Source organism: Pseudomonas wadenswilerensis (assembly GCF_024749185.1).
In the GTDB taxonomy this organism is placed as follows: Bacteria; Pseudomonadota; Gammaproteobacteria; order Pseudomonadales; family Pseudomonadaceae; genus Aquipseudomonas; species Aquipseudomonas wadenswilerensis.
Window position 1 is genome coordinate 1,356,876 of the sequence record NZ_CP087191.1, and the last position, 24,049, is coordinate 1,380,924.

Annotated in this window: 25 protein-coding genes and 1 tRNA gene; 20 read left to right on the forward strand and 6 right to left on the reverse strand. The window is 61.4% G+C overall.

The annotated features are described in order from the left end of the window. Positions 1 to 133: 133 nt before the first annotated feature. The 13 genes from ruvC to LOY45_RS06270 all read left to right on the forward strand — a co-directional run bounded on the left by ruvC (position 134) and on the right by LOY45_RS06270 (position 9,563). Positions 134 to 658 carry a crossover junction endodeoxyribonuclease RuvC gene (gene ruvC, locus LOY45_RS06210; RefSeq protein ID WP_045193540.1) on the forward strand — a complete coding sequence of 175 codons (525 nt, stop codon included), beginning with the start codon at positions 134 to 136 and terminating at the stop codon, positions 656 to 658. Between the two features lie 108 nt (positions 659 to 766). Continuing rightward, positions 767 to 1,375 (forward strand): Holliday junction branch migration protein RuvA, encoded by a 609-nt coding sequence (gene ruvA / locus LOY45_RS06215; RefSeq protein WP_115088308.1) that lies wholly within the window; start codon positions 767 to 769, stop codon positions 1,373 to 1,375. Next, positions 1,376 to 2,431: a Holliday junction branch migration DNA helicase RuvB gene (gene ruvB, locus LOY45_RS06220; protein WP_115088307.1), complete on the forward strand. Its 1,056-nt coding sequence runs from the start codon at positions 1,376 to 1,378 to the stop codon at positions 2,429 to 2,431. A 125-nt stretch (positions 2,432 to 2,556) separates the two neighbouring features. Continuing rightward, entirely contained in the window at positions 2,557 to 3,012 is a 456-nt protein-coding gene (gene ybgC / locus LOY45_RS06225) for a tol-pal system-associated acyl-CoA thioesterase (protein ID WP_115088306.1), read from the forward strand. A gap of 2 nt (positions 3,013 to 3,014) precedes the next feature. Beyond that, positions 3,015 to 3,710, forward strand: a complete 696-nt coding sequence (gene tolQ, locus LOY45_RS06230) for a protein TolQ (protein WP_010223192.1) — start codon at positions 3,015 to 3,017, stop codon at positions 3,708 to 3,710. Between the two features lie 14 nt (positions 3,711 to 3,724). Then, a complete protein-coding gene (gene tolR / locus LOY45_RS06235) occupies positions 3,725 to 4,177 on the forward strand; it encodes a protein TolR (protein WP_115088305.1) in 453 nt (150 codons plus the stop codon). After that, on the forward strand, positions 4,177 to 5,253 hold the full coding sequence (gene tolA, locus LOY45_RS06240) for a cell envelope integrity protein TolA (RefSeq protein WP_115088304.1): 1,077 nt from the start codon (positions 4,177 to 4,179) through the stop codon (positions 5,251 to 5,253). Before tolR ends, tolA begins: the two co-directional genes overlap by 1 nt. After that, positions 5,250 to 6,551, forward strand: coding sequence for a Tol-Pal system beta propeller repeat protein TolB (gene tolB / locus LOY45_RS06245; RefSeq protein ID WP_115088303.1), 1,302 nt, complete (start codon positions 5,250 to 5,252; stop codon positions 6,549 to 6,551). Before tolA ends, tolB begins: the two co-directional genes overlap by 4 nt. A 52-nt stretch (positions 6,552 to 6,603) precedes the next feature. Continuing rightward, positions 6,604 to 7,101 carry a peptidoglycan-associated lipoprotein Pal gene (gene pal, locus LOY45_RS06250; protein WP_010223188.1) on the forward strand — a complete coding sequence of 166 codons (498 nt, stop codon included), beginning with the start codon at positions 6,604 to 6,606 and terminating at the stop codon, positions 7,099 to 7,101. A 6-nt stretch (positions 7,102 to 7,107) separates the two neighbouring features. Next, positions 7,108 to 7,932, forward strand: coding sequence for a tol-pal system protein YbgF (ybgF, locus tag LOY45_RS06255; protein ID WP_115088302.1), 825 nt, complete (start codon positions 7,108 to 7,110; stop codon positions 7,930 to 7,932). Between the two features lie 158 nt (positions 7,933 to 8,090). Beyond that, on the forward strand, positions 8,091 to 8,738 hold the full coding sequence (queE, locus tag LOY45_RS06260) for a 7-carboxy-7-deazaguanine synthase QueE (RefSeq protein ID WP_115088301.1): 648 nt from the start codon (positions 8,091 to 8,093) through the stop codon (positions 8,736 to 8,738). Between the two features lie 13 nt (positions 8,739 to 8,751). Then, on the forward strand, positions 8,752 to 9,426 hold the full coding sequence (queC, locus tag LOY45_RS06265) for a 7-cyano-7-deazaguanine synthase QueC (RefSeq protein ID WP_115088300.1): 675 nt from the start codon (positions 8,752 to 8,754) through the stop codon (positions 9,424 to 9,426). Between the two features lie 61 nt (positions 9,427 to 9,487). Next, a tRNA-Lys gene (locus tag LOY45_RS06270) sits at positions 9,488 to 9,563 on the forward strand. A 134-nt stretch (positions 9,564 to 9,697) separates the two neighbouring features. Here the strand turns inward: LOY45_RS06270 and LOY45_RS06275 are convergent. Next, entirely contained in the window at positions 9,698 to 11,911 is a 2,214-nt protein-coding gene (locus tag LOY45_RS06275; RefSeq protein WP_115088299.1) for a TonB-dependent receptor, read from the reverse strand. 262 nt (positions 11,912 to 12,173) lie between these two features. Here LOY45_RS06275 and LOY45_RS06280 point away from each other — a divergent pair, with 262 nt between their 5' ends. Then, a complete protein-coding gene (locus LOY45_RS06280; RefSeq protein ID WP_258578868.1) occupies positions 12,174 to 13,067 on the forward strand; it encodes a glycosyltransferase family 2 protein in 894 nt (297 codons plus the stop codon). Between the two features lie 17 nt (positions 13,068 to 13,084). After that, complete coding sequence (locus tag LOY45_RS06285) at positions 13,085 to 13,705, forward strand: CatB-related O-acetyltransferase (RefSeq protein ID WP_115088515.1); 621 nt, start codon at positions 13,085 to 13,087, stop codon at positions 13,703 to 13,705. Between the two features lie 9 nt (positions 13,706 to 13,714). On the opposite strand, the gene LOY45_RS06290 is transcribed toward LOY45_RS06285, so the two are convergent. Beyond that, positions 13,715 to 14,968 (reverse strand): SMI1/KNR4 family protein, encoded by a 1,254-nt coding sequence (locus LOY45_RS06290; RefSeq protein ID WP_233673350.1) that lies wholly within the window; start codon positions 14,966 to 14,968, stop codon positions 13,715 to 13,717. A gap of 148 nt (positions 14,969 to 15,116) precedes the next feature. On the opposite strand from LOY45_RS06290, the gene LOY45_RS06295 reads away from it, so the two are divergent. Further along, positions 15,117 to 15,575 carry a carboxypeptidase regulatory-like domain-containing protein gene (locus LOY45_RS06295; protein WP_115088296.1) on the forward strand — a complete coding sequence of 153 codons (459 nt, stop codon included), beginning with the start codon at positions 15,117 to 15,119 and terminating at the stop codon, positions 15,573 to 15,575. Here LOY45_RS06295 and LOY45_RS06300 read toward each other — a convergent pair. Then, positions 15,517 to 16,467: a DMT family transporter gene (locus tag LOY45_RS06300; protein ID WP_258578869.1), complete on the reverse strand. Its 951-nt coding sequence runs from the start codon at positions 16,465 to 16,467 to the stop codon at positions 15,517 to 15,519. The two genes, LOY45_RS06295 and LOY45_RS06300, sit on opposite strands and share 59 nt — an antisense overlap. A gap of 97 nt (positions 16,468 to 16,564) precedes the next feature. Between LOY45_RS06300 and LOY45_RS06305 the strand changes: the two genes are divergently transcribed. Together LOY45_RS06305 and LOY45_RS06310 are read left to right on the forward strand one after the other, a co-directional pair. Then, complete coding sequence (locus tag LOY45_RS06305; protein ID WP_115088514.1) at positions 16,565 to 17,446, forward strand: LysR family transcriptional regulator; 882 nt, start codon at positions 16,565 to 16,567, stop codon at positions 17,444 to 17,446. A 48-nt stretch (positions 17,447 to 17,494) separates the two neighbouring features. Next, the gene (locus LOY45_RS06310) at positions 17,495 to 18,193 is read left to right on the forward strand and encodes a peptidoglycan DD-metalloendopeptidase family protein (protein ID WP_115088294.1); all 699 of its coding nucleotides are present in this window, start codon (positions 17,495 to 17,497) and stop codon (positions 18,191 to 18,193) included. 1 nt (position 18,194) lies between these two features. Here the strand turns inward: LOY45_RS06310 and LOY45_RS06315 are convergent, their stop codons facing one another. Genes LOY45_RS06315 through LOY45_RS06325 form a run of 3 tightly spaced genes read right to left on the reverse strand, consistent with a single transcriptional unit; the run spans position 18,195 to position 21,987 of the window. After that, positions 18,195 to 19,493, reverse strand: coding sequence for an NAD(P)/FAD-dependent oxidoreductase (locus LOY45_RS06315; RefSeq protein WP_258578870.1), 1,299 nt, complete (start codon positions 19,491 to 19,493; stop codon positions 18,195 to 18,197). After that, positions 19,490 to 20,569 carry a polyamine ABC transporter substrate-binding protein gene (locus LOY45_RS06320; RefSeq protein WP_420832711.1) on the reverse strand — a complete coding sequence of 360 codons (1,080 nt, stop codon included), beginning with the start codon at positions 20,567 to 20,569 and terminating at the stop codon, positions 19,490 to 19,492. The genes LOY45_RS06315 and LOY45_RS06320 overlap by 4 nt, the downstream gene beginning before the upstream one ends. A gap of 59 nt (positions 20,570 to 20,628) precedes the next feature. Then, positions 20,629 to 21,987, reverse strand: a complete 1,359-nt coding sequence (locus LOY45_RS06325; RefSeq protein ID WP_115088513.1) for a glutamine synthetase family protein — start codon at positions 21,985 to 21,987, stop codon at positions 20,629 to 20,631. Between the two features lie 174 nt (positions 21,988 to 22,161). Here LOY45_RS06325 and LOY45_RS06330 point away from each other — a divergent pair, with 174 nt between their 5' ends. Further along, on the forward strand, positions 22,162 to 23,076 hold the full coding sequence (locus LOY45_RS06330) for a helix-turn-helix domain-containing protein (RefSeq protein ID WP_115088291.1): 915 nt from the start codon (positions 22,162 to 22,164) through the stop codon (positions 23,074 to 23,076). Positions 23,077 to 23,129: 53 nt separating this feature from the next. Further along, entirely contained in the window at positions 23,130 to 23,999 is an 870-nt protein-coding gene (locus LOY45_RS06335; protein WP_115088290.1) for an isocitrate lyase/PEP mutase family protein, read from the forward strand. Positions 24,000 to 24,049 lie beyond the last annotated feature (50 nt).

A 24,049-nucleotide genomic window follows, 5' to 3' on the forward strand; every position in this document is an offset into this window, starting at 1 on the left:
CTCGATGCGATTGGGCGGTAGTGCGCAATCGCGGGGCAAGCCCGCTCCTGCCGGCCCGAGGCCGGATCTGCCTGCAGTTGCATTGCACCTGCGAGCCGGTCCGGCTTCTGTTTTTACTATGGCGCAAAGACGTATGACTCTGATTCTTGGCATCGACCCCGGCTCGCGCATCACCGGTTATGGCGTGGTGCGCCATAGCGGTCGTGGCTGCGAGTATGTGGCTTCCGGATGCATCCGTACTGGCGCGGGCGAGCTGCCGGAGCGTCTGCAGATCGTGTTTCGCGGGGTGCGCGAGATCATTCGCCAGCACGGCCCGGTTACCATGGGCATCGAGCGGGTGTTCATGGCGCGCAACGCCGATTCGGCGCTCAAGCTCGGTCAGGCGCGCGGCGCGGCTATTGTCGCCGCCATCGAAGAAGGCCTGGAGATTGCCGAGTACAGCGCCACCCAGGTCAAGCAGGCAGTTGCCGGCACCGGTGGGGCCAATAAGGAGCAGGTGCAGATGATGGTCATGCACCTGCTCAAGCTGACCCAGAAGCCGCAGATTGACGCTTCCGACGCCCTGGCCATCGCCTTGTGCCATGCCCACACCCGCTCAAGCCTGGTGCCCCATGGCCTGGGCACGGCGCGTAGTCGCAGCGGGCGCTTGCGGCTCTGATAGCATCATCCGCTGAAACAAATTTTGCCCGGGCAATGCCTTCGGCCATTGCATTTGCTGTTAGGGTTGACCGGTCGCTTGCCGGTGCCCATGAGGAAGGATCGGAACGTGATTGGACGTTTGCGCGGCACCCTGGCTGAAAAACAGCCGCCGCACCTGATTGTCGACGTCAACGGCCTGGGCTACGAGCTCGAAGTGCCGATGACCACCCTGTACCGCTTGCCCAAGGTTGGCGAAGTGGTGACCTTGCACACCCACCTGGTGGTGCGCGAGGACGCTCATCTGCTGTATGGCTTTCATGAAAAGCGCGAACGCGAGCTGTTTCGCGAGCTGATCCGCCTCAACGGCGTGGGGCCCAAGCTGGCCCTGGCATTGATGTCGGGCCTGGATGTCGACGAACTGGTACGCTGTGTCCAGGCCCAGGATGCCTCGGCCCTGGTCAAGGTGCCCGGGGTCGGTAAAAAGACCGCCGAGCGCCTGCTGGTTGAACTCAAGGATCGCTTCAAGGCCTGGGAAACCTCACCGGCCATGTTTGCCCTTGTGCCCAATGGTCCACTGCCGATTGCCAGCGTCTCCAGCGCCGAGGCCGATGCCGTCAGCGCGCTGATTTCCCTGGGCTATAAGCCCCAGGAAGCCAGCAAGGCGGTGGCCGCCGTGGATGCCAAGGGCCTGAGCAGTGAAGAGCTGATCCGTCGCAGCCTTAAGGGAATGATCTAAGTGATTGAAGCCGATCGACTGATAGCCGCCACCGGGCGCGACCGAGAAGAGGTCCAGGACCGGGCGATCCGTCCATTGCGCCTGGCCGAATACATCGGCCAGCCGGTGGTGCGCGAACAGATGGCCTTGTTCATCCAGGCCGCCCGCGGGCGCAACGAATCCCTCGACCACACGCTGATCTTCGGCCCGCCGGGGCTGGGCAAGACCACCCTGGCCAATATCATTGCCCAGGAGATGGGCGTGTCGATCAAGAGCACTTCGGGGCCGATCCTCGAACGCCCGGGTGACCTGGCTGCCTTGCTGACCAACCTCGAACCCCATGACGTGCTGTTCATCGACGAAATCCATCGCCTGTCGCCCATCGTCGAAGAAGTGCTGTACCCGGCCATGGAAGACTTCCAGCTCGACATCATGATCGGCGAAGGGCCGGCGGCGCGCTCGATCAAGCTCGATTTGCCTCCGTTCACCCTGGTCGGTGCCACCACCCGTGCCGGCATGCTGACCAACCCGCTGCGTGACCGCTTCGGCATCGTCCAGCGCCTGGAGTTCTACAACACCGAGGACCTGGCGACCATCGTCAGCCGTTCCGGTGGCATTCTTGGCTTGCCCATCGAGGACGAAGGCGCCTTCGAGATCGCCCGCCGGGCCCGCGGTACGCCACGGATCGCCAACCGCCTGCTGCGGCGGGTGCGCGACTACGCCGAAGTGCGCGGCAAGGGCCATATCACCAAACCGGTTGCCGACATGGCGCTGAACCTGCTGGATGTCGACGAGCGCGGGTTCGATCACCAGGACCGGCGCTTGCTGCTGACCATGATCGAGAAGTTCGACGGTGGTCCGGTGGGGGTCGACAGCCTGGCTGCGGCCATCAGCGAAGAGCGTCACACCATCGAGGACGTGCTCGAGCCCTACCTGATCCAGCAGGGCTACATCATGCGCACGCCACGGGGCAGGGTGGTGACCCGGCACGCGTACCTGCATTTCGGTCTGAATATTCCCAATCGGATGGGGGAATCGATCACCGGTGAGGGTTTTTCCGCCCAGGCCGATGAGTGACAGATTTATCCAGCGTTTCTGTGGTCCTATCCGCGGGCATGGCTCAGTCACGCTGGCAATACGACATAATCGATGAAAAACAGTTGCCGGGGCGGATTGGCAAGCTGAGGAGTTAGCACTAGAGTATGCGCGCGCAAATTGAGCTAGAGCCGTTCGCACATCGTTGTCGTGTCTATTACGAAGATACCGATGCCGGCGGCGTGGTGTATTACGTCAATTACCTGAAATTCATGGAACGTGCCCGCACCGAGCGGTTGCGTGCCCTGGGCTTTGCCCAGTCGGCAATGGCGCAGGAAAACCTGTTGTTCGTGGTCCATTCCAGCGAGGCGCGCTATCACGCGCCAGCGCGGCTGGACGACGAATTGCGGGTCACCGCGCAAGTGCTTGAATTGAACCGCGCCAGCTTGAGCTTCGTGCAGCAGGTATGGCGCGAAAAAGATGCAACGCTGCTCTGCGAAGGGCAGTTCCTGGTGGCCTGTGTGCGCGCCGATACTTTCAAACCCCGGGCCATTCCCCCAGCGCTGCGCGCGGCCTTTGCCGAGGCGGGCGATCCGGGTACTCATTCAAATGCAGGAGATTAAGCGTGGAAGCTAACGTCGTCGACCATACCTCCATGTGGAGCCTGGTCAGCAATGCCAGCATCGTGGTACAGCTGGTCATGCTGATTCTGGTTGCCGCATCGGTAACGTCATGGATCATGATTTTTCAGCGCAGCACCATGCTGCGCGCCGGTCGTCGTGCGCTGGACAGCTTTGAAGAGCGCTTCTGGTCGGGCATCGACCTGTCCAAGCTGTACCGTCAGGCTGGCAGCAACCCGGACCCGGATTCGGGCGTAGAACAGGTGTTCCGCGCCGGCTTCAAGGAATTCTCGCGTCTGCGCCAGCAGCCGGGCGTCGACCCTGATGCGGTCATGGAGGGCGTTGGCCGGGCCATGCGCGTCGCCATCTCCCGTGAAGAAGAGAAGCTCGAGCAGAGCCTGCCGTTCCTCGCCACCGTTGGTTCCACCAGCCCGTACATCGGCCTGTTCGGTACCGTCTGGGGCATCATGAACTCCTTCCGCGGCCTGGCCTCGGCGCAGCAAGCGACCCTGGCCACCGTGGCCCCGGGTATCGCCGAAGCCCTGATCGCCACCGCGATCGGCCTGTTCGCCGCGATCCCTGCGGTTATTGCCTACAACCGTTTCGCTGCCCGCAGTGAAGTCTTGATCGGCCGTTACTACACGTTCGCCGACGAGTTCCAGGCCATCCTGCACCGTAAAGTGCACACCAGCGAAGAGTGATCAGGTAAAAGCCCATGGCCCGAGTTCGCCACAAACGCAAGCCGGTCGCCGAAATGAACGTGGTGCCATACATCGACGTGATGCTGGTACTGCTGGTGATTTTCATGGTGACCGCACCCATGCTCAACCAGGGCGTGAAGGTCGACTTGCCCAAGGTTTCCAGTGAAGCCTTGCCGCAGGACAACAACACCCAGGTCCTGACCATTTCGATCAAGGCTGACAAGACCTACTTCTGGAACCTTGGCAGCGAGGTCGACACTGACAAGCAGATGGACAAGGCCATGACCTTGCCGCAAATGACCGACGCCGTGACCAAGATCATCAGCGCCGGCCGTGACCAGGGCAAGCAGACCCAGGTCTTCATCCGTGGTGACAAGTCCGTCGACTATGGCGCGGTCATGGGTGCCATGGGCGGGTTGCAGAAGGCAGGTGTCGGTAACGTTGGCCTGATTACCGAGGCGCCCTGATGCAACAGCGAGAGCCATCCGCCTCGGAAAGCTATTTCTGGCCCAGTGTCTGGGCCATTGCGCTGCACGTTCTGGTGTTCGGCATGCTGTTCGTCAGTTTTGCCATGACCCCGGAACTGCCGCCGGCCAAGCCTATTGTCCAGGCAACCCTGTACCAGCTGAAATCCAAGAGTCAGGCGACCACCCAGACCAATCAGAAGATTGCCGGTGAAGCCAAGAAGACTGCTTCGCGTCAAACCGAAGAAGAGCAGATGGAACAGAAGAAGGTCGAGCAGCAGGCAGTGAAGGCTGCGGAACAAAAGAAAGAAGAAGCTGCTCAAAAGGCCGAAGAGGCGCGAGCCGAAGCCGAAGCGAAGAAAGCCGAGCAGGCCGAGAAGGCCGAGGAAGCGAAGAAAACCGCCGAAGCCAAGAAAGCCGAAGAGGCGAAGAAGGCCACCGAGAAGCAACAGGCTGACATCGCCAAGAAGAAGGCCGAAGAGGAAGCCAAGAAAAAGGCTGACGAAGAGGCCAAGAAGCAGGCGGCTGAAGAAGCCAAGAAAAAAGCAGCCGAGGACGCCAAGAAGAAGGCGGCCGAGGACGCGAAGAAAAAAGCAACGGCTGAAGAGGCGAAGAAAAAAGCCGCCGAAGACGCCAAGAAGAAAGCTGCAGCTGATGCAGCCAAGAAGAAGGCACAGGATGCAGCCCGCAAGGCGGCGGAAGACAAGAAAGCCCAGGCCCTGGCCGAGCTTCTGTCCGACACCACCGAACGGCAGCAAGCCCTGGCTGACGAGCAGGGTGATCAGGTAGCCGGCGATTTCGACGACCTGATTCGTGCACGTGCGGCCGAGGGCTGGGCACGTCCGCCTTCTGCGCGCAAGAACATGACGGTGGTCCTGCAGATCGGCATGTTGCCCGATGGCACCATTACCTCGGTGAGCGTAGCCCGCTCCAGTGGTGACGGTCCGTTTGACAGCTCGGCTGTGGCAGCGGTCAAGAACATTGGTCGTTTAACCGAGATGCAGGGCTTGAAACCGAGCGAATTCAATCCCTATCGTTCATTCAAGATGACATTCACACCTGAGGATCTAGCCTTGTGATTAACCTTCTTCGAGGACTGCTGGTCGTTCTCTGCTGTGCAGCAGGGTTGGCCGTAGCAGATGAAAAGAACATCCTGGTCACCAGCGGCAGCGATCGCGCGACGCCGATCGCCGTCGTGCCGTTCGGTCTGCAGGGCGGTAGCGTGCTGCCTGAAGACATGGCTGACATCATTGGTAATGACCTGCGCAACTCCGGTTATTACTCGCCGATCCCGCGGCAGAACATGATCAGCCAGCCGAGCCAGGCCAGCGAAGTGATCTTCCGTGACTGGAAAGCCCTGGGCGCCCAGTACATCATGGTTGGCAGCATCGTCCCTGCGGGCGGTCGCCTGCAGGTGCAGTACGCGCTGTTCAACGTCGCCACCGAGCAGCAAGTGTTGACCGGCAGCGTCTCGGGCAGTGTCGACCAACTTCGCGACATGTCGCACTACATCGCCGACCAGTCGTTCGAAAAGCTCACCGGCATCAAGGGTGCGTTCTCTACCCGCATGCTGTACGTGACTGCCGAGCGCTTCTCGACCAACAACACCCGTTACACCCTGCAGCGTTCCGACTACGACGGTGCGCGGGCAGTAACCCTGCTGCAATCGCGTGAGCCGATCCTGTCGCCGCGCTTTGCCCCGGATGGCAAGCGTATTGCCTATGTGTCGTTCGAGCAGAAGCGTCCGCGCATCTTCGTTCAGCACATCGACACCGGTCGCCGTGAGCAGATCACCAACTTCGAAGGCCTCAATGGTGCGCCAGCCTGGTCTCCGGATGGTTCGCGCCTGGCGTTCGTGCTGTCCAAGGACGGCAACCCGGACATCTATGTGATGAACATGGGTTCGCGCCAACTGTCGCGCGTGACTGCAGGTCCTGGTATCAACACCGAACCGTTCTGGGGTAAAGATGGCTCGACCATCTACTTCACCTCCGACCGCGGTGGTAAACCACAGATCTACAAAACCAATGTTTCCGGTGGTGGTGCAGAGCGGGTAACTTTCGTGGGTAACTACAACGCCAACCCTAAACTGTCGGCGGATGAAAAGACCCTGGTGATGATTCATCGCCAACAAGGTTTCACCAACTTCAAAGTGGCTGCACAAGATTTGCAACGCGGCAGTGTAAAGATTCTCTCGGAAACAAGTCTTGATGAGTCACCCACTGTTGCGCCCAACGGCACCATGCTAATCTACGCCACCCGCCAGCAGGGCCGGGGAGTCTTGATGCTCGTCTCTCTCAACGGACGCGTGAGGCTCCCGCTTCCTACCGCTCAAGGCGAAGTCAGAGAACCGTCCTGGTCCCCTTACCTGAACTGACGCGGCGCTTTACGTTTTACTTAACACACTGGGGTTCATTAGGAGTTTCACGATGGAAATGCTGAAGTTTGGTAAGTTTGCTGCGCTGGCTCTGGCCATGGCCGTAGCTGTAGGTTGCTCCTCGAAAGGCGGTGACGACGCAGGTCAAGGCCAAGTCGATCCTAACGCTGGCTACGGTGCCAACACTGGCGCTGTTGACGGCAGCCTGAGCGAAGAAGCTGCTCTGCGCGCAATCACCACCTTCTACTTCGAATACGACAGCTCGGACCTGAAGCCAGAAGCCATGCGCGCTCTGGACGTTCATGCCAAGGACCTGAAAGGCAACGGCGCTCGCGTCGTGCTGGAAGGTAACACCGACGAGCGTGGTACTCGCGAATACAACATGGCTCTGGGCGAGCGTCGTGCGAAAGCCGTTCAACGCTACCTGGTACTGCAAGGCGTTTCTCCTGCCCAGCTGGAACTGGTTTCCTACGGCGAAGAGCGTCCAGTTGCTACCGGTAACGACGAGCAGTCCTGGGCTCAGAACCGTCGCGTCGAACTGCGTAAGTAATTCGATATGCGAACGTGCCGTCGTGCTGTAACCGTCCTGGCTCTCACCCTGCCTCTCATGGCCTGGGCTGAGGTTCCTGTTGTTGATGACAACGCAGGCTATAGCGGCGCAAGCAGCTATCCGCCTGCGGGTTATGGTACGAACGGCGCCTATGCCGGGGGAGGGGTTACGGCCCCTGCCTCGGCACAGGGCCAGCTGTTCATGCAACTGCAGCAAATGCAGGAGCAGATCGCGCGTCAACAAGGCATCATTGAAGAGCTGCAAAATGATGTGTCACGCATGAAACAGGAGAGCCTGGAGCGTTACCAGGACCTGGATCGGCGTATTGGAAGCGGTGTTGCACCTGCCGCCACTCCTGATAATTCCTCCACCGGTGGCGAAGCCGCCGGTGCCGCTGCAGGCGCTGCCGCTGGTGCTGCCACCGGCCAGCCAGCAGCCAGTAGCGAACCTGGCGATCCGGCGAAAGAAAAGCTCTACTACGATGCTGCTTTCGACCTGATCAAAGCCAAGGATTTCGACAAGGCCAGCCAGGCGTTCAACGCCTTCCTGCGCAAGTACCCGAACAGCCAGTACGCCGGCAACGCGCAGTACTGGCTCGGTGAAGTGAACCTGGCCAAGGGTGACCTGCAAGCCGCAGGGCAAGCCTTCGCCAAGGTCAGCCAGCTGTATCCCAAGCACAACAAGGTGCCCGATTCGCTGTACAAGCTGGCCGATGTTGAGCGCCGCCTGGGTCACACCGACCGGGTCAAGGGCATTCTCCAGCAGGTGGTCACCCAGTACCCGGGGACCTCGGCTGCACAACTGGCCCAGCGCGACTTGCAGAAGCTCTGAGTCGGTCGCTTTAAAAGAAACCCGCGCTAGTCGCGGGTTTTTTCGTTAGAATCACTGCCCTTTTATGAAACACGCTGCTGCGAACTACGCGATGTCGAGTTCTCAGTGGTGCCTGACGGAGGCGGACAGCCTGTTTAGCTGTTACGCCCGTGGCGACTATGCAAGACACATTACGTATCACCGAAGTTTTTTACTCTTTGCAGGGTGAAACGCGTACCGCTGGGCTGCCCACGGTATTCGTTCGCCTCACCGGCTGCCCGCTGCGTTGCCAGTACTGCGACAGCGAGTACGCGTTCAGCGGCGGCAGTATCCGCACCCTTGATTCGATCCTCGAACAGGTCGCTGGCTTCAAGCCGCGTTATGTCTGCGTAACCGGTGGCGAACCGCTGGCCCAGCCCAACGCTATCCCTTTGCTCAAGCAACTGTGTGACGCCGGTTACGACGTTTCGCTGGAGACCAGTGGTGCCCTGGATATTTCCAGGGTCGATACCCGGGTCAGCCGCGTCGTCGACCTCAAGACCCCAGGCTCGGAAGAAGTGCACCGCAACCGTTACGAGAACATCGAACTGCTGACCCGCAACGATCAGGTCAAGTTCGTCATCTGCTCTCGTGAAGACTATGACTGGGCGGTGTCCAAGCTCATTCAGTACGGCCTGGAAAAACGTGCCGGCGAAGTGCTGTTCTCGCCAAGCCACCATCAGGTGAGCGCAACTGACCTGGCCGACTGGATCGTGGCCGATAATTTGCCGGTTCGCTTCCAGATGCAGCTGCACAAGCTGCTATGGAACGACGAGCCGGGACGCTGACAGGAGCGATGCAATGACTGAGAAACGTGCGGTAATTCTGCTTTCCGGTGGTCTGGACTCGGCCACCGTGGTCGCCATGGCCAAGGCTGAAGGCTACAGTTGCTACACCATGAGCTTCGACTACGGCCAGCGCCATCGCGCTGAGCTGAACGCCGCAGCGCGGGTAGCCCGCGACCTGGGCGTGGTCGAGCACAAGGTCATCGGCTTGAGCCTGGACGGCATCGGTGGCTCGGCCCTGACCGACAGCAGCATCGATGTGCCCGAAGCACCGAGTGAAGGCATCCCGGTCACCTACGTGCCGGCGCGCAACACCGTGTTCCTGTCCCTGGCCCTGGGCTGGGCAGAAGTGCTGGAGGCCCGCGATATCTTCATCGGCGTCAATGCCGTGGACTATTCCGGTTACCCGGATTGCCGTCCGGAGTTCGTCGAGGCTTTCGAGCGCATGGCTAACCTGGCGACCAAGGCCGGTGTCGAAGGGCAGGGCTTCCGTATCCAGGCGCCGCTGCAGAACCTGAGCAAGGCGCAGATCGTCCAGGCCGGCATGGCCCGCGGGGTTGACTACAGCCTTACCGTTTCTTGCTATCAGGCCGACGATGAAGGCCGCGCCTGTGGTAAATGCGACAGCTGCCGCCTGCGCGCCGACGGCTTCAAAGCTGCCGGTGTAGAGGACCCGACCAGATATTTTTAAATTATTTTGCGATGGGGTGTTGATTTCCTGTTAGAAATCAGTATTATACGCGCCATCCAACGGGTCGTTAGCTCAGTTGGTAGAGCAGTTGGCTTTTAACCAATTGGTCGTAGGTTCGAATCCTACACGACCCACCATACGCTGTAAGAAAAAGCCCGCGTCCTGCAAAGGTCGCGGGCTTTTTCGTTTCTGTGGGAGCGGGCTTGCCCCGCGATTGCGATATGAAGGACATACGCAATCGCGAGGCAGGTTGCACCCTCGCTCCTACAAATCAGAACGCATAGGTCGCCGAGAGAATCGCCGAACGCGCATCGCCATACTCGATGGCCGAAGAACGCGCATCGGTGCCGTTCTGCTGGCGTACACGCTCGACATAGTCCTTGTTGAACAGGTTGTTGACGTTCAGCTGCAGGTCGAGGTCTTCGTTGACCCGGTACGCCACCATGGCGTTGTGCAGCCAGTAGGCGTCGAGCTTGGCGCTGGTGCTGGAGGTCACGTTGCGTTCGCTGACATAGCGCGCGCCATAGCCGAGGGTCCAGCCAGCCGGCAGCTCGTAGGTGGTCCACAGGTTGAGCGAGCGCGGTGGCGTGTTGCCCAGCGCCTGGCCTTCACGGGCGATACCGGCAGCGGTGTTGGCGGCCTTGAGGGTTTCACTGTCGAGGAAGGTGTAGTTGGCGAACACGTCCCACTGCTCGGTGATGTGCCCGGTCACGCCGACTTCCACACCCTGCACGCGTTGCTTGCCGGCCAACTGGGTCGAGCCGTCGGCCATGGTTTCGCGGGCGTTGGTCTTCTCTACGCGAAACACGGCCGCGTCCAGTTCCAGGCGCTTGTCGAGCAACTCCCACTTGGTCCCCAGTTCCCAGGTCTCGTTTTTCTCCGGGGCCAGGTTTTCGGTGGTAGCACTCAGGCCGCCGCCGGTAGAGGCCAGGCTCTCGGCGGAGGGGTTGAAGGAGTTGCCCCAGGCCAGGTAGATACGGCCGTTCTCGGTGGGTTTGTAGACCAGCCCGGCACGCCCGCTGAGCTTCTCGTCGGTGGACTCGAAGTCGGAGGTGCGCACATGTGCAGCGTCGTAGCCTTGGGCTTCGCCCTTGAACTTGTCATAGCGCAGGCCCAGGTTCAGGTCCCATTGCTCATGCAGGGCGATGGTGTCGAACACATACAGCGCCTGGTTGGTAAGTTCGGTGTCGGTGTAGCCGCTGGTGGCCTTGTTGGCGGGCCCCGACCAGTGTCCTGGCGGGTTGCTCAGGTCGTAACCGTTGGCTGGATACAGGGCGTTGCTGAGCCCGTAGCCGTAGGTTTTCAGGTCCATGGTTTCGCGTGACACTTCCATGCCGCTGACCAGGTCGTGACGCATGCCCAGCAGGTTGAAGTTGCTGATCAGGTTGGTCTGGTTGATCCACATTTCGGTGGTTGCGTCGCGGCCATAGCCTTGCGGGCCTGCGGGGCGGTAACGGCCCGGGGGGACGCCGGTGGTGTTGACGTGGGAAGCGGACACCGTGGTATCGCGGGCGATGTGGCTGTAGCGCGTGAGGTTTTGCAGGCGCAGGTTATCGTTGAAGTCGTGCTCGAAGTTGGCGGTGAATGAGCTTTGCTCGATCTCTTCCTTGTCGAGGTTCTTCCAGCCGAAGTAGTCCTCGCGGTTTACCCCCGCCAGGCGTTTGCCATCCAGGGCCGGCACACCGTAGTCGGGCAGATTGTCATCGACCTGGTGGAAGGCGCTCAGGGTCAGGCGCGTGGATTCGCTCAGGCCCAGGCGCAGGGAAGGGGCGATACCCCAGCGCTCGCGGTCGATCTGTTCGCGGCCGGCCACGTCGTTCTGGTGGCCCATGAGGTTGATGCGAAACGCGCTGTCTTGCCCCACGCCTTCCAGTGGCTGGTTGCTGTCCAGGGTCATGCGGTAGTAGTTGTCGGTGCCGACGCTGCCGCCCAGGCGGGTGAAGGCCTGGTCTTGGGGCTGCTTGCTGATGATGTTGATGCTGCCGCCAGTGGTGCCGGCGCCGCCGAACACCGAGTTGGGGCCTTTGATGACTTCGACCTGCTCGACATTGAACGTATCGGTACGGTTGGTCTGGGCGCTGTCGCGCAGGCCGTCGATCTGGATGTTGCTGTTGGCCGAGAAGCCGCGGATGTTGATGCTGTCGCCCGAACCGCCACCGCCTTCACCGGCGTTGAAGGTGATGCCGGAGACGTTGGACAGTACCTGGCGCAGGCTCAGCGCCTGCTGCTCCTTGATCACCTGGGAGGGCACCACGGTAATGGTCTGCGGGGTGTCGAGCAGCGGTGTGGCGTATTTGCTCGAGGCCGAGCGTTCGGTCTTGTAGTCGCCGCTGGCCTGGGCATCAATGTTGATGTTACCCAGCTCAAGAGGCGGGCTGGAAGTCTGCTCTGCGAGCGAACAGCTCGATGCCGAAGCGACGGCCAGGCCCAGTGCTGAAGCCATGAAGGAGTGTGAAGAACGGCTACGGGCAATTTCGCAAGTCATGTAAGGTGTCACCCAGGGATAAATAAATGCAAGTGTTTATGAGAATTATTAGCAGTTGCAGTTTAATGATAATCTCTCCGGCTGAATTCTTTTCAGTATTTAGATGTTTCTGAATATTTCTGGCTGCGGGCGCATCGGCTGACACCGAGGTGCCGCCGCATCATGACAATGGCGACGAGTTCCAGCATGATGGTGGCCACTTTTTGATTCAGACGATCAGCAACAGCCTCCACAGAGAGGCCGGCGCGAGGCATTACCCGCAATGACCACCGAGCATCTGCAGCCGCTCTCCCAGCCACTGGCATCGCAGCTGCTGGTTTCCATCGTTGCTCCTTGCTACAACGCCGAGAAGTACCTTGAGGCTGCGCTGCAAAGCATCTTTGCCCAGGACTACTCCAACTTCGAAGTCATCATTGTTGACGATGGCTCGACGGACAACAGCCTGGCGATGCTCCGGGCGCTGCAGGATACTTACGATTTCAAGCTCCTGACCCAGCAGAACCAGGGCGTCAGCGCTACGCTGAACAACGGCCTCAAGCATGCCAGGGGGGTGTATGTTTCCACCCCGGATCTGGACGACATCATGCTTCCCCATTCGCTCAGCGTCAGGGCCAGGTATCTGGATGAACACCCGAAAGTGGGCTGCGTAGGTGCCTTGATCGCTTATATGGACAGCGACGGTGCCGAGATCAAGACCCAGCACCGTACCAAGGTGAAGAAATTCAGCTTCGATCAGATCGTCAGCGAAGCGGTGGTCATTGGCGCCCCCGGCGCGTTGTACCGCATGGAGGCTTTGCAGGCGGCGCAGTTTTACGACCCGAACATCAAAGTCCAGGATTTCCAGATAACGCTCAGAATTGCCAGCAAGGGTTACGAGATTCACGAGTTGCCCGTCTGTGTCACCCGTTACCGTCGACACCCCAATAACCTGTCTCGAAGGTTCAAGGTGTTGCTCGATGCCGATATGCTGGCAATGGCGCCTTATCAGGCGCATCCCGGTTACCAGAAGGGCAGGACGGTGCTGGTCAACAAGGCATTGAAGTATGCGGTGGTTGCCGACAAGAAGTTCGCCTGGAGCCTGTTACGCACGATTCCGTTGCGCAATTACAACCGTACAACGCTCAAACGCTTGAAACGCCTCGTACTGCACCGTTGATCAGCAAGGACCCCTTTGTGAAGTTATTCGACCTCTTGAAACAGCGTCGGGAGCGCAAGCGATTGCGCTCGATGGACAAGCTCGAGCGCGCTGCAGAAAAAATCAGGCTGCGCTATCCCCGATACAGTGTCGGGGTAGGCACCTATGGCATTCCGGAAGTCGTCGAATTTGGCGACGACACTGTACTGAAAATTGGCTCCTACACCTCGATCGCGGCGGGGGTACAGATTCTGCTGGGCGGTGAGCACCGTACCGACTGGCTGACCACCTACCCGTTTCCGGCCATGGTCGATGCCGTCAAGGACATCAAGGACTATGCGCCCAGCAAAGGCGATGTGGTGATCGGCAGTGATTGCTGGATCTGCACCAACGCGGTGATCCTCTCGGGCGTGACCATCGGCCACGGCGCAATTGTCGCCGCCGGAGCGATGGTCTCCCGCGATGTGCCTCCTTTTGCGGTGGTAGGTGGCAACCCTTGCAAGCAGATCAGGTGGCGGTTTGACGAAGACGTGCGCAACATCCTGCTGGAATCTGCCTGGTGGGACTGGCCCATGGACGAAGTCAAGGCGGTATCGAGGATGCTCAGCAGTTCGGACCTTGACAGCTTTCTTGCCTACATCAAAGCCCGCAACGGCTGACAGTCGTCCTCAGGTGAACAGGCGCTGGCGCAGCGTGTCGATACGCTCGGCTTCGGCCAGGTAGTCAACGGCGCTGCGATTGCTGAACAGCTTGCCGGCCTTGATCCGTTTGGCGTCGCGTCGCTGCTGCTCGGCGCGCTCCAGTAGCGCTTCGCGCAAGGCGCTGGCACTGGCCGGCGAAGCTTCGAGCAGCGGGCGGGCCATGACCTCGGCGCTTGCCATGTGGTCCTGGGCAACGGCGCTCAGCACGGCGCCAGGTTCGCTCAAGGCGCCCATGCCCAGCAAGCGGGCAGCCAATGCCGGGGTGATCTGGGCTGCGCCCACCAGGAGGGTGTCTGCTTGCACGGGGACCCCCTGGTCGAGTAACCAGCTGGCAGCCTCCAGGTGCCCGTGCTGCAGGCAAGATTCCAGGCTTGCACCGCGACCGCGCAGTGTTTCGGTCAGATCGCAGCCCGCGTCGCGCAGCGTCTGCAAGCGCGGGATGTCGCCCTGTTCGGCGGCATCGAGCATCGCCAGCTGGCGAAGGCGCGGCTGATGGGCGAGGCTGCCGTCAGCCAGGGCCGGGCGCCAGTCGAGCAGGCGCTGACGCAGCAACGCCTCAAGCCTTGCCTTGAGCGCCACGCCCACCTCACCGGCCCCCTCCAGTTCATCCAGCGCTTCAAGCAGTTCGCTGGCGCTGCTGTACTCGGCCTGCGGGTCGAACGGGTCTTCTTCATAGGCCAGCAGGCGAAACAGTCCACCGACGTCATCAGCGATGCGCGCGAGGCTGTCCTGGTGCAGGCTGCCGGCCCAGGCCGGCGGCAACCCGCGGCTCCAGGCAATCACCGCGCCATGGTCCGGGCCCGGGGTGACGCAGACGTAAAGGCGCTCCAGGTACTCGAAACCTGCGAAAGGCAGGTAGTCCAGTTTACCGCTCCATGGGCGACCCTGTTCCCGGGCGGCTTCTTCGGCCTGTTCCAGTTCGTGTTCGATCCAGCCCCAGAGGTCGCGGTAGCCGTCGCTGTCCGGATAGAACAGTTCACTGAAGGAGAATGGGTGGCGATGGCCATCGTAGACCACCTCCAGGTCGTAGCCGACGCGACCGCCAAAGCAGGTCTGCCATAGCTGCAACAGACCGGCAGGCACCGGGCCGGCCAGGTGGGCTTCGACCCGGGCCAGAGCTTGTGCGTCGATGGGCGGTTGAGTGTCGAAGATCACGCAGCCTTCAAACAGAGCCAGGTGATGGGCTTGCAGCAGCTGATGTTCGGCGGGGGAGAGTTCCATTCGTGGTCCACCTTCAGATTGGGCCGCAGACTCTAGCACGGTACGAAATCGTCATTGTATTGCTCGCGACCCTCACGCCGAATCGATCTAAACGCCAGGGAGGAGCGGCGTAAAATGGTCTGTACGCTGTCGCGCAGGAGTCATGGCAATGAAATCCTTCAGCATATTGGCGTTTTCCACTGCATTGGCCGTTGTACTGCTGGCCTGGCCGGCGCAGCGCTTGCAGGCTTCGCAGTACCAGGAGCCTGTCGATATGTCCGGGGTGCAGCTGCAATCCCAGGAGCAGAATGGCGTAAGTTATGTCACCGGCGGTATCGGCATCGATGAGTCGCGGGCCATTCAGCAAGTCCAGGGCTACAACTTGCACCTGACGTTCTCCACCGGCCCGGAAAACAAGTACGTGCCGGATGTCGACCTGACGATCCAGGGGCCGCAAGGTCAAACCGTGCTGCAACTCAACCAGGTCGGCCCGATGGTCTACGTCAAGCTGCCGCCGGGCAAATACAACCTGGTTGCCTCGCGCAATGGGGAACAACAGCTGGGTGCGGTCACTCTCGTTCCGGGCGAGACAGGCAAGGTGAACCTGCATTGGAAGCAGGACAACTGAGCGCCGCAGGCACCCGGTTGACCAGCAGTATGCCGGTGATCACCAACGTCCCGCCGGCCAGCATGGCGCCGGTCAGTTGCTCGCCCAGCAGCAAGGCACCGGCCATTACGGCGGTCAGCGGATTCAGGGCGATGAAGCTGCCGGCGCGGGTCGCTCCGATACGGGCGATGGCGTCGTAGTACATCACGTACGCCAGCGCCGAACCCACAGCCCCGAGATACGCCAGGCTGATCAGGTCGCGCGCCGACAGCAAGCGTATTGAGGCGATGCTCATGCTGGTGTTGACCACCGCGTGCAAGCTGAGCATCGCCGCCCCGGCGAACACCGCATAGGTCACGGTGTGCAGCGCGCCGATCTGCTTTACCACGCGGGTGCAGAACACACTGAAGATCACCCAGCTCAGCACGCAGCCGAAGATCGACGCATCACCGATCCAGTTGCCCTGGCCGATCGCCCCAGGCGCCCTGGCCAGTACCACGCAGCCGGCACCCAGCAGGCAGAGGGCGACGCCGAGCAGTTGGGTCCGGCCAAGGCGCTGCCTGAAACACAGGTAGGTCACGATCGCCATGACCGCAGGATTGCTCGCAACGATCAGTGAGGCCCTTGAGGCATCCGTGTACTGCAAGCCGTGGAAGAAGAACAGGGTGTAGGCATAGATCCCGAAAAAGCCCAAGCCCAGGATCTGCACGAGCTGGGACCCGTTAACCCGCACGAAACCTTTTTTCGAAACCAGCAGGATGATTATCAGCACCACGCTGGCCAGGATAAAGCGCAGGCTGCCGAGCAACAGTGGATCGATACCGCTGGCCAGGGCGCGGCCGGCGACAAAGGTGCCGCCCCAGATCATCGAAACCAGTGCGAGTTTCAGGTAGGTGCAATAGTGAGACGGCATGGGCGGACCTGGCTGACGAGGTAAAGTCGATGCGCCATACTTCTACGAATGCAAACTCATATGGAAATGAGCAATCGCTCATGGGATGTCGCTGCCGATGACCTTGACCCAGCTGGAAATCTTCGCCGTGGTGGCGGCGCGTAAAGGCTTCACCCTGGCGGCTTCGCAACTGAAAATCTCGCAATCGGGTGTTTCCCACGCCATTCGTGCCCTGGAGCAGGAGCTTGGCGTGGCCTTGTTCGAGCGTCAGCAGGGGGATATCGAACTGACGGATATCGGCAGCCGCCTGCTGCAACGGGCGCAAGCGATGCTCGGCCTGGCCGAAACCATGCGCCAGGAGGCTCTGGATGCCCTCGGGATGAAGCGGGGGACGCTGCGCATCGGCTCGTTCGGGCCGACGGCCTCGGTGCGTTTGCTGCCGGCCATCCTTGCCGCCTATCGCCAGGCTTATCCCGGCATCGAGGTGCATGTCGACGAAGGCCCGGATCGCCAGGTGCTGCAATGGCTGCAGGAGCGGCGCATTGATGTCGGCTTTGTGGTGCTGCCCGAGGAGCAGTTCGATACCTGCCCGTTGCTGGAGGACCAGATGGTCGTGCTCATGCCCACCGACCATGCACTGGCGCAGCACCCCGCCGTGACCCTCAAGCAGCTCTGCCTCGACCCTTTCGTGTTGACCGAAGCCGGTTCCGCCGAGATCGTCTCGCGGCTGTTTCTCGCCGCCAGGCTGCAGCCACGGATTCGCTACCGCACCTCGCAACTGCTCAGCACCCTGGAGGTGGTCGCCCGCGGTGACGGGTTGAGCATCGTTGCCCAATCGTCCTTGCCGTTGCGCACGACCCTGGATTATGTGCAGCGCCCGCTCGATCCGCCGGTCATGCGTACGGTGGGGCTGGCGGTGGTCGATGAGCGAATCATCTCGCCAGCGACCCGCGCCTTTATCGAACTTGCACGGACTTTGCCGCGTAATGTCGCCGACTGATTTATAGTAGCGCCCTCGTCAATGGCGTCTCCGGGAAAAGGAAGTGGTGTGTTTTTCAGGTTTGTTCTGATCGCCGTAATGCTGGCGATGTCCGCATGCAGTTCGCATTCCCCAAGCCCCGGTACCTCTGCCAACAAAGTCGTGGCCGGCACCTACAAGGTCAAGCGCGGCGATACCCTGTATTCGATCGCCTCGCGCCATGGCTGGAGCTTCAAGGAGCTTGCGCGTTACAACGGCATCAGCGCGCCCTATGCGGTGAATGTCGGCCAGACCATTCGTTTCGGTGGTTCGAAAACCACCACGCGCACCACCACCACCCGTAGCACCAGCAGTGCCAGCAAGGCCAGGCCCGTGGCGCCGGCCACCAAGGTCACCCTGCGCGGGTGGGCGTGGCCGCTGCAGGGCACGGTGATCCGCCGCTACTCGTCCGCCGACAAGCTCAACAAGGGCATTCGCATCGCCGCCACTCCGGGGCAGCCGGTGTACGCCAGCCTCGGCGGCAAGGTGGCGTTCGCGACGAACATCCGTGGTTACGGCAACCTGATCATCCTCCAGCACGGCACCTCCCATGCCAGCGTCTACGGTCACAACAGCAAGTTGCTGGTCAAGGAAGGCCAGACCGTCAGCAAGGGCCAGAAGATCGCCGAAGCCGGCGACCTGGACACCGACCGGGTGCAGCTGTACTTCGAAATCCGCCAGAGCGGCAAGCCGATCGACCCGCTGAGCGTGTTGCCGGCGGCCGGCTGAGTTAGCCCAGCACCTCACGCAGGCGGTACCAGAACATCCCCAGGGCCAGCAGTGGCGAGCGCAGGGCCTTGCCACCCGGGAAGGTCAGGTGCGGCACGGCGCTGAACACATCCAGGCCCTGGCTGTGCCCGGCATGAATGGCCTCGGCCAATAGCCGCGCGGTCCAATGGGTGACGTTCAGGCCATGGCCGCTGTAGCCCTGGGCATAGAACACGTTCGGGTGCTGCTGCAGGCGGCCGACCTGGGGGAAGCGGTTGGCGGTGATGCCGATCTTGCCGCCCCACTGAAAGTCGATGCGGGTGTCCGCCAGTTGCGGGAATACCTTGAGCATCTTCGGCTTCATGTAGGCGGCGATGTCCGCAGGATCGCGCCCGGAGTAGTGGCAGGCGCCACCGAACAGCAGGCGCCGGTCGGCAGACAGCCGATAATAGTCCAGACCGACCTTCTGGTCGCACAGCGACAGGTTCTGCGGAATCAATTGCTCGGCCTGCGTCTGTGACAACGGCTCGGTGGCGATGATGTAGCTGCCGGCGGGCAGTACCTTGCCGCTCAAGCGCGGCTCGAGTTCATCCAGGTGGGCGTTGCAGGCCAGCACCAGGCTGCCGGCGCGAACCGTGCCATGGCGGGTGCGTAGCTGCACGGTGGCGCCATGGCTGATCTCCAGCACCGCGCTCTGTTCGAAGATACTTACGCCGAGGGACTCGGCCACGCGCGCCTCGCCAAGCACCAGGTTGAGCGGATGCAGATGGCCCGAACCGCGGTCGATCAGGCCGCCGGCATAGACGTCGGAGGCGACCACCTGATGCATCTGCCCGGGCCCGACCAATTGTGTTTCATGGCGATAGTCCAGCCCGGCCAGACTCTGCTGCTCGGCACGGAAGGCGGCAAACTGCGCCGGGGTGTTGGCCAGTTCGCAAAAACCCCAGCGCAGGTCGCAATCGATGCCGTGCGCGCGGATGCGCTCGGCCACTACTTCGACCGATTCGATGCCGGCGCGTTGCAGGTACTTCACCCCGTCCTGGCCGACGTAGCGGGCAAAGCCCTCGACCTCGTGGCCGATACCGCGAATCAACTGGCCGCCGTTGCGACCGCTGGCGCCCCAGCCGATGCGCCGGGCTTCCAGGAGGATCACCGAGAGCCCGCGCTGAGCCAGTTCGATGGCGCAGTTGACCCCGGTAAAGCCGCCGCCGATCACGCAGACATCGGCCTGCAGGTCGGCGCTCAGGGCAGAGTAGGGCGCCAGCTTGTGGGCCGTGGCGCTGTAGTAGGAGCGGGCGTGTTCAGAGGTGTACTGGTTCATTTGTTCGACTTCACTTTGCTCCAGGAGCGGGTCATCAGGCGCATGATCGCCGGCGTCGGGGTATTGGAGACATACAGCTTGTCCAGCACCTCTTGCGGCGGGTACACCTCGGGGTTGTTGACCAGTTCGGCATCCATGTACTGCTTGGCCGGCGGGTTGGCGTTGGCATAGCCGACCACGCCGCTGACCTTGGCGATCACCTTCGGGTCGAGCAGGTAGTTGATGAAGGCATAGGCCTCCTTAGGGTTGCTGGCGTCGGAGGGGATGGCCAGCAGGTCGAACCACAGGTTGCTGCCTTCCTTGGGAATGGCGTAGGCGATGTTGACGCCGTTGTTGGCTTCCTTGGCGCGGTTGGCGGCCTGGAACACGTCGCCCGAATAGCCGAAGGCTACGCAGATATCGCCGTTGGCCAGGTCCGAGACGTACTTGGACGAGTGGAAGTAGGTGATGTAGGGGCGCAGGGTCAGCAGTTTGGCCTCGGCCTTCTTGTAGTCTTCAGGCTTGTTGCTGCGTGGGTCCATGCCCATGTAGTTGAGGATTGCCGGGAACAGCTCGTCGGCCGAATCCATGAATGACACGCCGCACTGGCTGAGTTTTTTCAGGTTCTCGGGCTCGAACATCACCGCCCAGGAGTCGATGTGATCAACGCCCAACACCTGCTTGACCTTGTCGACGTTGTAGCCGATGCCGTTGGTACCCCACAGGTAGGGCACCGAGTGCTGGTTGTCGGCGTCGTTCTCCTGCAGGGCCTTGAGCAGCACCGGGTCGAGGTTCTTCCAGTTCGGTAGCTGCTCGCGGTCCAGTTTCAGAAAGGCCCCGGCTTCGACCTGACGGGCCAGGAAGTGGTTGGAAGGCACGACCACGTCGTAGCCGGTGCGGCCGGCCAGCAACTTGCCTTCCAGGGTTTCGTTGGAGTCGAACACGTCGTAGATGACCTTGATACCGGTGCTGCCCTGGAAATCCGCCAGGGTCGTTTCACCGATGTAGTCGGTCCAGTTGTACACGCTGACACTGGGCTGGGCCTGGGCCGCGGCGCTGACCAGCAGCGCCAGGGTTGCAGTAACGACTGTTTTCATGGGGCGCATATCGACACCTTTTCGAATTGTTGTTTTCGATACTTGTTACAAGGTCGGGCTCAAACGCTGAGCAGCAGGAACTCGCGCTCCCAGGAACTGATCACCCGTTTGAAGTTCTCGTGCTCGGCGCGCTTGACCGCCACATAGCCGCGCACGAACTTGCTGCCCAGGTACTGCTCGATGGTCGGGCAGTCCTCCATGTGCGCCAGTGCGTCTTCGATGGTGATCGGCAGGCGCAGGTTGCGCCGTTCGTAGGCGCGGCCCTGCACCGGGGCGCTGGGGTTGATCTTCTCGACCATGCCCAGGTAGCCGCACAGCAGGCTGGCGGCAATCGCCAGGTAGGGGTTGGCATCGGCGCCCGGCAGGCGGTTTTCCACGCGCATGGCCTCGGGGCTGGAAGTCGGCACGCGCAAGCCCACGGTGCGGTTCTCTTCACCCCATTCGACGTTGACCGGCGCCGACGTGTCGGGCAGGAAGCGCCGGAACGAGTTGACGTTGGGGGCGAACATCGGCAGCACTTTGGGGATGTACTTCTGCAGGCCGCCGATGTGATGCAAAAACAGCTCGCTCATCTGCCCGTTGTCGTCGACGAAGATCGGCTTGCCGGTGGCGATGTCGATCACGCTCTGGTGCAGGTGCATGGCGCTGCCCGGCTCGTCACCCACCGGTTTGGCCATGAAGGTGGCGGTGACGTTGTGCTTGAGCGCGGCCTCGCGCATGGTGCGCTTGAACACCGTGATCTGATCGGCAAGGTCAAGGGCGTCGCCGTGACGGAAGTTGATTTCCATCTGCGCCGGGCCGTCTTCGTGAATCAGCGTGTCGAGGTCCAGGCCCTGGGCTTCGCACCAGTCGTAGACGTCTTCGAACAGCGGGTCGAATTCGTTGGCGGCATCGATCGAGAACGACTGCCGGCCGCTTTCGGCGCGACCCGAGCGGCCCAGTGGCGCTTGCAGCGGCAAGTCCGGGTCTTCGCAGCGCTGGGTCAGGTAGAACTCCATCTCCGGGGCGACGATCGGCTGCCAGCCCTTGTCGGTGTAGAGCTTGAGGACTTTCTTGAGCACGTTGCGTGGCGACAGTTCGATCGGGTTGCCCTGTTTGTCGAAGGTGTCGTGAATGACCACGGCGGTCGGCTCGATGGCCCATGGCACCACATACACCGCCGCTGAATCCGGGCGGCAGACCATGTCGATATCGGCAGGATCGAGCAGGTCGTAGTAGATGTCGTCGTCGACAAAGTCCCCGGTTACCGTTTGCAGAAGCACACTTTCCGGCAGGCGCATGCCTCGTTCATGCAGGAACTTGTTGGTCGGTGCGATCTTGCCGCGGGCGATACCGGTCAGATCACTGACCACGCACTCGACTTCGGTAATCTTGTGTTCTTTCAGCCACGCAGACAGCTGATCGAAAGGGGCATTCATAAAGACCTCGTTGTTGGTTTTATCCACGCCAGGACCGGCAGTTGCGACCGGCTTGCCACCCAAGCGGCTTCCCCTGTAGCGCGTTGAGGTCTATCTTGGGTGACGCTTGCGCATTCGATCTATCCACTTTCAGCAAGACTAAAATGCACCAAAAGAGTGCATAAAGAGCAGCTCATGACAGCGTCAACGCCTTTGCGGGTCCAAGCTTTCAACACCGCCGATGTCACCGAACAGGTCCGTGCCACCCCGGGCTGGACCCAGCACTACCAACAGATGTCTCCCGGGCATTTCGCCGGTCAGCTGCGCTGCCTCGACCTGCACGGCGTGGAGATCTACGAGGAGTGCATGAACACCCGGGTCGAGCAGAACTTCAGTGCGCCGGCCGGCTCCCTGGCGTTCTGTTTCGACCGCAGCGACCACAGCCTCTACGTGCTCAATGGCGAAAGCCGCAACATCTGGATCACTCCGGAGAACTACCAGGAAGTGGCCGTGGTGTTCGGCCCGGAATTCGTCCAGCGCCACGGCCTGGACATCGCCCGCCTCGACGGGCTGTTCATGGCGCCGCTGAACTCGATGCAGAACGAGCTGTTCAGCCGCTGGTTGAGCGGGACGCTCACGCGCATCTCGCAGACCATCGACCCGCCAAGCCAGGATGCACTGGCCGAACAGCTGCTCGAAGACTGCCTGTTCATCCTCGATAACGCGTGCATCTGCCTCGATCGCGGGGCGTTATGGCGGCGTACCGAGGAACGGGCGATCATGCGTAAAGTCGGTGAATGGGCGGCGGACTGTCCTGAAGAAACGCTTAACCTGATGGAGCTTTCGCAGGTCGCCGGGGTGTCCTTGCGCCAGTTGCAGCATGCCTTCAAGACCTTCACCGGCATGGCCCCGGCGCAGTGGTTGCGCCTGCGCCGGCTCAACAGTGCACGGCGAGAACTGCTCAGTTGCGGGCCCAGCGACACCACCGTCGCCGAGGTGGCCATGCACTGGTCGTTCTGGCACCTGGGGCGGTTTTCCGACAGCTACCGCAAGCTGTTCAAGGAACTGCCCAGCGAGACCCTCAAACGCGCGGCGCTGTCAGTCAGATAGCCACCAGTGGTAATGTTCGACCTACTAAATGAAGTCGATAGCCTGGAAAGACCATGCCAAGAGCCTCCCACCAAGACCTGCGTCGCGCGTTCCGTCAACTGCTTGCCTCCCCTGCCTGCTACCACACCGCCTCCGTGTTCGACCCGATGTCGGCGCGTATCGCCGCCGATCTGGGCTTCGAGGTGGGTATCCTCGGGGGCTCGGTAGCCTCCCTGCAGGTGCTGGCCGCCCCTGACTTTGCCTTGATCAGCCTCAGCGAATTCGCCGAGCAGGCGACGCGGATCGGCCGGGTGGCCCAGTTGCCGGTGATCGCCGACGCCGACCACGGCTATGGCAACGCGCTCAACGTGATGCGTACGGTGACCGAACTTGAGCGTGCCGGGATTGCCGCGCTGACCATCGAGGACACCCTGCTGCCGGCCCAGTTCGGGCGCAAGTCCACCGACCTGATCAGCATCGCCGAAGGCGTCGGCAAGATCCGTGCAGCGCTGGAGGCGCGGGTTGACCCTGAGCTGTCGATCATTGCCCGCACCAACGCGGCGCTGATTCCTACCGAAGAAGTCATCGCCCGCACCGTGGCCTACCAGAACGCTGGCGCTGACGCCTTGTGCATTGTCGGCATCCGCGACTTCGAGCACCTGGAACAGATCGCCGCACACCTGAGCGTGCCGCTGATGCTGGTGACCTACGGCAACCCGCAATTGCATGATGATGCGCGCCTGGCCGAGCTGGGTGTGCGCATTGCCGTCGATGGTCATGGCGCCTACTTTGCCGCGATCAAGGCCACCTACGACTGCCTGCGCGAGCAGCGCGGCATCACCTGCAGCACCTCGGACCTGAGCGCCACCGAACTCACCCATACCTACACGCAGCCGGACGACTACATCGTCTGGGCCCGCGAGTACATGGACGTCAACGAATAGGCCGCAAGGCTTAGCCAAAGCAACAACTCTCTACAAATGGAAGCGAAACA